This is a genomic window from Gluconacetobacter sp. (genome assembly GCF_047721585.1).
Classification (GTDB): Bacteria; Pseudomonadota; Alphaproteobacteria; order Acetobacterales; family Acetobacteraceae; genus Gluconacetobacter; species Gluconacetobacter dulcium.
Genome location: NZ_JBDNXE010000159.1, coordinates 1 through 7578, shown reverse-complemented (window position 1 = coordinate 7578; position 7578 = coordinate 1). Strand labels below are relative to the sequence as shown.

Genomic DNA, 7578 nt, shown 5'->3' with positions numbered 1-7578 from the left:
CCCTTAACTAACCCGCCCCCGAACCTTTAGCGAGAGAGGCGGACAAGGACGGGTCTTGGCACCGGGCCGAAGGCGGCGCAGGATAGAACGATGACGAAGACCAGTCCTGGATACAGGGAGATTATGATGCTGAACGGCATGCAGCCGAACCACCGTATCCGGATGGATGACGAAGACCCCAACGGTCCCGACATCCCCGAGCCCCAGGGTCCCGAGCCGAAAGAGCCCGACGACAACAAAACCCTGTCCTCCCCGGTCAACGAGCTTGAAAGCCGCCTGTTCGACCAGCGCAAGGTGCTGGTGTTCGGCGCGATCAACGACAAGCTGGCGCGCGACGTCACCGGCCGCCTGCTGGCGCTGGCCGGCGCGTCCGACAAGCCGATCGACGTGTATGTCAACTCGCCCGGCGGCCACGTCGAAAGCGGCGACACGATCCACGACATGATCCGCTTCGTCGATTCGGTCGCCCCGGTGAACGTGATCGGCACCGGCTGGGTCGCCTCGGCCGGCGCGCTGATCTTCGCGGCCGGCAATCCCAAGCGCCGCTACTGCCTGCCCAACACCCGCTTCCTGCTGCACCAGCCGATGGGCGGCGTGCGCGGCCCCGCCACTGATATCGACATCGAGGCGCGGGAAATCGTGAAGATGCGCGAGCGGCTGAACCGCCTGTTCGCGCGCGAAACCGGGCAGGAATACGAAAAGATCTGCCGCGATACCGACCGGAATTACTGGATGTCGGCCGAAGAGGCGATCGCCTACGGCCTGGTGACACGGATCATTTCCACGATCTCCGACATCCACTGATCGCTGGCCCCCCTCATCCCCCCCATCGCAGGGGGGGCCGCAAGGTGACGTTCGGTCCGGCCTGATCCAGGCCGGTCCGACGTCTGTACTCATTGTGCGAGCTTGCGAAGCATGACCTCTCTCTCCGATATCTATTCCTCCCTCCCCGAGGCGATCGACCCCAAGGGCGCCGACACGAAAACGGTCGCCGAGGCCGATTTCAACGCCCGCCACTGGTCCAGCCCGGTCCCCGGCCCGCTCAAGCCCGGCTCGCCCGAGCACAAGCGCGCGGTGGCGGAAATGTTCCGTGACACGTTCAACCCGTACAAGCCCTCGGTCATCGCATGGCCGGAGCTGGACCCGGAAACGCTGCGGCGCGTCACCTCCCTGCCGATCTGGGACATCGCGGTGCAGACCGAGGGCAAGGCCCGCCTGCGCATGGCCGCCTACGCCCGCATGATCGACGACCCGGACATGAAGGACGCCCTGTCACGCAATGCGTGGGAGGAAAACCGCCACAAGGAAGTCCTGTCGAAGCTGGTCGAGGCCTACGACATCAAGATGGCGCCCGAGCCGCCCTATATCGAGCCGCGCGACACCGAATGGGCCTATCTCGTCACCGGCTTCTCGGAATGCGTGGACAGCTTCTTCGCCTTCGGCCTGTTCGCCCTCGCCCAGCGCTCCGGTTTCTTCCCCGCCGAGCTGATCGAGACGTTCGAGCCGGTGATGCAGGAAGAATGCCGTCACATCCTGCTGTTCGCCAACTGGCTGGCCTGGCACCGCGCGACCATGCCCCTGTGGCATCGCCCGTGGTTCGAGCTGCGCGTTCTCGCGGTCTGGGTGTTCCTGGTCTACGAGCGGATCGGCCTGGCCACCAGCATCGACGCCGACGGCAACGTGCAGGAACAGGATAACAATTTCACCGTCAGCGGCGCCAAGGACATGACGAACATGGATGTCAGCCTGCGCGACATGATCGATCTGTGCCTGGAAGAGAACGAACGCCGCTTCTCCGGCTACGATCCGCGCCTGCTGCGTCCGAAACTGGCGCCGAACCTCGCGCGTTTCCTGCGTCTGTTCCTCCGCCGTCCTTCCGGCGCCAGGGCGCTGGAGAAGACTGCTTGAGCCGAATCGAAGCCGGGTCGGAAACCCACAAGTCCCTCTTCTGCCGCCAGTTCATCGCCACGCACCAGGTCTTCGACCCCGAGACCCTGCCATGGCCGGAACTGACGGCGGAAGAGTTGGACCGTCTGCGCACCATCCCGTTCTGGCAGGAGGTCTACCACACCGAACGCCGGGCGGGCGCGATCGTGGATGCCTTCGCCCCCCAGATCACCGACCCGGTGGTGCGCGAGGCGGTGGTCCTCCAGGGCCTGGAGGAAGCACGTCACGCAAAGCTGATCCGCACGATGATCGACCGCTACGGCATCGACGCGACCGAACAGCCCCTGGAGCAATTTCCCGCCGACCTCGAAACCGCGTTCATCGATTTCGGCTTCGGCGAATGCCTCGACGCCTTCCTGGGCTTCGGGGCCTTCAAGAACGCCCGCCAGTCGCAGTTCCTGCCCGAAAAGCTGTTCGAGATCTTCGACCTGCTGATGTTCGAGGAAACGCGGCACATCGTCTTCTTCATCAACTACATGGCCTGGCGCGAGCACCGGCGCGGCCTGGGCTCGATGCGCCGCGCCCTGAAATCCACCCGCTATTACGGCCGTGCGCTGAAACGCCTGCTGGCCATGGTCCGGCGCGGCCACCAACCCAATGACGGGCGCGATTTCGCGGTCACCCAGGCCAACGTCTTCCTCGACCGCTTCTCGTTCCGCCAGTTCGTCGAAGATTGCTACCGCGAGAACGCCCGCCGGATGCAGGAATTCGACCCCGACCTGATGCAACCCCGCCTGCTGCCCGCCATGGCCGACCTCGCCCTGCGCGGCATGCGCCTGTGGGATCGCAGCCGCCCTCACCTGCGCGCCGACGTACGGTAGAAGGCCACCCGAGCTGCAATGTTCTGTTGCAAATTGAAAGAAAAAGCTGACTTTGCGCTAAGTTAGCCCCGCCCTACTCTGCCAGCGATACGGTCGCGGACTCTTGGCCGGGTCAATTGGTCCACCGCGCAAGGGGTTCTCACCCTTCGCCACGAGTTACGGGAATCGCCACATGTCTTCATCCATCTCCAGCCTCGGCGGCAGCGCGCTCGACAGCCTGTATGGCACCAGCAGCACGAGCAGCAGCAGCGACACGTCTTCCTCGTCGTCATCGTCCTCTTCGTCTTCCACCACCACGACGAGCGAAATCGCCAATAGCGACGGCTCCATCACCATCGTGACCAAGGACGCGCAGGGCAATATCATCTCCGAAACCACCACCGGCAGCCAGAACGCCTCAGCCGATTCAGATAGTGTCGATCTCTACGCCTGATAAAACTCAAATATTGAAGTCTTCTTTTTCCAAGTAAAAGGAAGCACAGAGACTTTGATCCGTTCAGAACAATCCTAAGCCGCAAGCACAAGGCTCCTGAACGGATCAAGAGTTTTTAGTTATTTTTTTCAAAAAGAACCAATCTTCCTCCCAACACATGCGCCGACACGATCACCGCCAGACGGTATCGGATCTCCGTTGGGCCGAGACATTCCACACGCTCCCGCGGCCTCGGTGGCATTCCCTCATTCCCCACCACAAGGCCGCCGTTTTACGCTTGCACTCTCCCGAATCGTGAGACAAGAATGCTCAACAACGATTTTATATCGTTAATATAAATCGACCGCAGCCTGTCGGAGCGCAGACCCCCGCCATGTCCCACCCCCTCGCGGGCCGCCCGCGATACAGACCGACCGGGGACATCCAAACCGACCCGCCGCCCGAATCCTCCAAGGCCACGCCCATGCCCGACACGACCAGCCTCTCCCGCCGCGCATTGCTGGCCGGCGCCACGGCGCTCCCCTTTGCACCGCTCGACGCCATGGCGGACGAAGCCGCCCATTGCAGCCCGGCCGGCACGGCCAGCGTCGCCCCCGTACCCGGCCCCACCCGCAAGCTGACCATCGCGTGGAACCAGAATTCCACGTGCACCGCCGCGATTCCGGTCGCCAAAGAGAAAGGCTTCTTCGCGCGCTATAATCTCGACGTCGATTACGTCAATTTCGCCGGCTCCACCGACCAGTTGCTGGAAGCCCTGGCCACCGGCAAGGCCGACGGCGCCCCCGGCATGGCCCTGCGCTGGCTGAAGCCGCTCCAGCAGGGGTTCGACGTCAAGCTCGTCGCGGGTCTGCACGCTGGCTGCATGCACATGCTTGCCCCCAAGGGCGGCCCGGCGAAGCTGGAAGACATGCGCGGCAAGACCATCGGCGTAACCGATATCGGCGGCCCCGACAAAAATTTCTTCAGTATTCGTCTCAAAGAAGTTGGAATCGACCCGGAATCCGATGTCCAATGGCGCCAATACCCGGCCGACCTGCTGTCGGTGGCCCTGAAACGCGGCGACGTGCAGGCCATCACCGGCACCGATCCGTTCTCCTATCTCTACAAGCGCCAGTTCGACCTGGTGGAAATCGACAGCAACATGAACGGCAGTTGGGCGCATATCGCCTGCTGCGTCATCGGCCTGCGCGGCAGCCTGATCCGCAACGACCCCGCCGTGGCAGCGGCCGTCACGCGCGCGATCCTGGAAGCCGGCGCCTGGGTCGCCTGCAACCCCGACGAAGCCGGACGCATCTTCAAACCCTTCGCCGCCCGTGCCAGCGCCGAGGACATCGCGGACATGCTGCGCCTCCAGGGCCACCATCACCAGGTCCTCGGTCCGTCGCTGCATGACGAGGTCGTGCGCTACGCCGATGCCCTGAAACAGATCGGCGTCTTCCGTCCCTCGCTCGATTCCGCCCGCTATGCCGGCAAGGTGACGCAGGATCTGTTCGCCACATGAGTTCACCGAATACGCCGTCACCGAACCAGACCGCGCACACCCCATCAGGGCAAACAGCGACAAACTCCGGCACGTCCTCCCGTCGCCCCCTGCTGCCCTGGGTCGCCGGGCCCGCATGGTTCCTGGCGGCCCTAGTCACCTGGCGCTGGCCGGACGCCGACGATTTCCCCGACACCAACCAGCTCGCGGCCCTGTTCTGCGCCATCGGCCTCGCGCTGACGGTGACGACGGCCCTGCGCCGCCTGTCCGCGCGCGCGCCATGGGCCATCGCACTGGGCCTGGGCTTCACGGCATGGGAAATCATACAGGCCAAACTGCTCTGGCTGCCCCGCCCCTTCTTCGGCACGCCGCAGGACCTTCTGGATGTGTTCCTGACCGACTGGAGGCGGCTGGGCGACAGCCTGCTGCATTCGCTCGGCCTGCTGGCGGTCGGCTACGGCATCGGCGCAGCACTTGGCGTCGCCATCGGTATCGGGCTGGGCCGTTCGCCGCGGTTCCGCTACTGGGTGCGCCCGCTGATCCGCCTGATCGGCCCCCTGCCCCCCGTCGCATTGCTGCCGCTGGCCTTCATCATCATCCCCTCCAGCCGTCTGGCCAGCGAGGCGCTGCTGGCACTGGCAGCCGGCTTTCCCACCACCATCCTGACATGGTCCGGCGTCGCCGCCGTCGATCCGGCCTATTACGACGTCGCCCGCACCATGGGCGCGCGCAACCGCTTCCTGGTCCTGCGCGTCGCCCTGCCGGCCGCGATGCCGCAGATCTTCGTCGGCCTGTTCATGGGTCTGGGCGTCTCGTTCGCAACCCTGGTGGTGGCCGAGATGCTGGGCGTGAAATCCGGCCTGGGCTTCTACATGCAATGGGCCCAGGGCTGGGCGGCCTATCCCAATATGTATGCGGCGCTGCTGGTCATGTCGCTGATGTGCACGGGGCTGGTCACGCTGCTGTTCAAGGTGCGCGACCGCGTCCTCTCCTGGCAGAAGGACGGCCTGAAATGGTAACCACCCCCACCCGCATCGCACATCCTCTGGGGCTGGAACTCGACCATATCGACCACGGCTACACGATCGGCGGCGTGTTCACGCCGGTTCTCGACGATATCAGCCTCAGCATCGCGCCGGGAGAATTCGTCGCCCTGCTCGGCCCGTCGGGCTGCGGCAAATCCACCCTGCTGCGCCTGATCGCAGGGCTGGAGCCCCCGCATGGCGGCACGATCCTGGCCGAAGACATCCCCATCAACGGCCCGGGTCCCGACCGGATCGTGATGTTCCAGGACCCGACGCTCTATCCCTGGCGCACCGTGCGCGGCAACGTCGCCCTTGGCCACGACATCGCCGGCCGCAAGGACCCGGCATCGGTCGATGCCGCCATCGAACTGGTGGGGCTGAAGGGTTTCGAACGCGCGTGGCCACACCAATTGTCCGGCGGCATGGCCCAGCGCGCGGCCCTCGCCCGCGCCTTGGTCAACGACCCGCGCGTGCTGATCCTGGACGAACCGCTGGGCAAGCTGGACAGTCTGACACGCCTGACGATGCAGACCGAACTGCACCGCCTGTGGCGCGACCGCGGCTTCACAGCCATCATGGTCACCCACGATGTCGAGGAAGCCCTGCTGCTGGCCACGCGGATCGTCGTCTTCAGCCCCCGCCCCGCCCGCATCATCGCCGACCTGCCGATCGACTTGCCGCCTCACCGTCACCGCGACGACCCCCGCCTGCTCGATCTGCGCAAGAACATCCTGACCCAGCTCGGCCATAGCGCAGACTGGTAAAAAGCTGGAAAAGCCCAACTGGCGGCGGGCTCGGCCACAAACCGTGCCGCAACGCCAGTCAGGCACCGGCAACGGTCCAACGCGCGTTTCCCATATCTCGCACCATGCAGGTACTGCCCGGACCGAGGGCAACCGCCCTCCGGCAACACCATCCCTCTGGAAGATGACGGTAATATCCGGATGATTTCACGCCCTTTCCGCACCCGATGAAGCGATAATTTCGCCTGCGACACCGGGTCGCGCGCGGCGGGCCTACGCCGCAGACGAAGGACGCTCGAAAAATGATAAAAAAGCTCGGCGCAGAATTCTTCGGCACATTCTGGCTCGTCTTCGGCGGCTGCGGCGCCGCCGTCCTCGATGCGGCCTTCCCGCAACTCGGGATCGGTTTCGGAGGCGTCGCACTTGCCTTCGGCTTCACCGTCCTCACCATGGCCTTCGCCGTTGGCGGCATCTCCGGCGGCCATTTCAACCCGGCCGTTTCGCTCGGCGTCGCCGCCGCCGGCCGCCTGCCGTGGAACGCGCTCGGTCCCTATTGGGCCGCCCAGGTGCTCGGCGGTCTTCTGGCTGCCAGCCTGTTATACCTCATCGCTTCCGGCAAACCGGATTTCGTGGCCGGTGGCTTCGCCTCCAACGGCTATGGCGCCCTCTCCCCCGGACATTACGGGCTTCTCTCCGGCTTCCTGATCGAGACGATCCTGACGGCGGGGTTTCTGGTCGTCATCCTGGGCGCAACCTCCCGAACCGCACCAGCCGGGTTCGGGCCGCTCCCGATCGGGCTCGCCCTGACCCTGATCCATCTTGTCTCGATCCCCGTCACGAACACCTCGGCCAATCCGGCCCGGTCCACGGCGGTCGCGTTCTTCGCGCAGACGGCGGCGCTCGGGCAGCTCTGGCTGTTCTGGACAGCTCCGCTCATCGGTGCCCTGCTCGGCGCCTTTATCTGGAAATCCCTGATCGCAACCCCGGAATCATGAGGAAAGCACGGCCCAGTGCTATTCCTTGAAAGCGCGGGCAAGACTGTTCTGCTTTTCCAGCGAGACGGGCAGCGCGGTGGCGGTCACGGCCGCGCCCTGCCAGCCCGCCCCCATGGCGGTGTAGAGATTGACCG

Annotated in this window: 8 protein-coding genes; all 8 read left to right on the top strand. The window is 64.9% G+C overall.

The features are described 5' to 3' along the window. The first annotated feature begins 129 nt into the window (after positions 1 to 129). The 8 genes from ABF821_RS18755 (at position 130) to aqpZ (ending at position 7444) form a co-directional block, all read left to right on the top strand. The gene (locus ABF821_RS18755; protein ID WP_415531178.1) at positions 130 to 804 is read left to right on the top strand and encodes an ATP-dependent Clp protease proteolytic subunit; all 675 of its coding nucleotides are present in this window, start codon (positions 130 to 132) and stop codon (positions 802 to 804) included. 111 nt (positions 805 to 915) lie between these two features. Further along, the gene (locus ABF821_RS18750; protein ID WP_415531177.1) at positions 916 to 1908 is read left to right on the top strand and encodes a ferritin-like domain-containing protein; all 993 of its coding nucleotides are present in this window, start codon (positions 916 to 918) and stop codon (positions 1906 to 1908) included. Next, positions 1905 to 2768 (top strand): hypothetical protein, encoded by an 864-nt coding sequence (locus tag ABF821_RS18745; protein WP_182973736.1) that lies wholly within the window; start codon positions 1905 to 1907, stop codon positions 2766 to 2768. The genes ABF821_RS18750 and ABF821_RS18745 overlap by 4 nt, the downstream gene beginning before the upstream one ends. Positions 2769 to 2940: 172 nt before the next feature. After that, complete coding sequence (locus ABF821_RS18740) at positions 2941 to 3201, top strand: hypothetical protein (protein ID WP_182973735.1); 261 nt, start codon at positions 2941 to 2943, stop codon at positions 3199 to 3201. Between the two features lie 463 nt (positions 3202 to 3664). Next, positions 3665 to 4702, top strand: a complete 1038-nt coding sequence (locus ABF821_RS18735) for an ABC transporter substrate-binding protein (RefSeq protein WP_415531176.1) — start codon at positions 3665 to 3667, stop codon at positions 4700 to 4702. Next, entirely contained in the window at positions 4699 to 5700 is a 1002-nt protein-coding gene (locus tag ABF821_RS18730; protein WP_415531175.1) for an ABC transporter permease, read from the top strand. The genes ABF821_RS18735 and ABF821_RS18730 overlap by 4 nt, the downstream gene beginning before the upstream one ends. Continuing rightward, positions 5694 to 6470: an ABC transporter ATP-binding protein gene (locus tag ABF821_RS18725; RefSeq protein ID WP_415531174.1), complete on the top strand. Its 777-nt coding sequence runs from the start codon at positions 5694 to 5696 to the stop codon at positions 6468 to 6470. The genes ABF821_RS18730 and ABF821_RS18725 overlap by 7 nt, the downstream gene beginning before the upstream one ends. A 281-nt stretch (positions 6471 to 6751) precedes the next feature. Further along, the gene (aqpZ, locus tag ABF821_RS18720; RefSeq protein WP_415531173.1) at positions 6752 to 7444 is read left to right on the top strand and encodes an aquaporin Z; all 693 of its coding nucleotides are present in this window, start codon (positions 6752 to 6754) and stop codon (positions 7442 to 7444) included. The last annotated feature ends 134 nt before the right edge of the window (positions 7445 to 7578 follow it).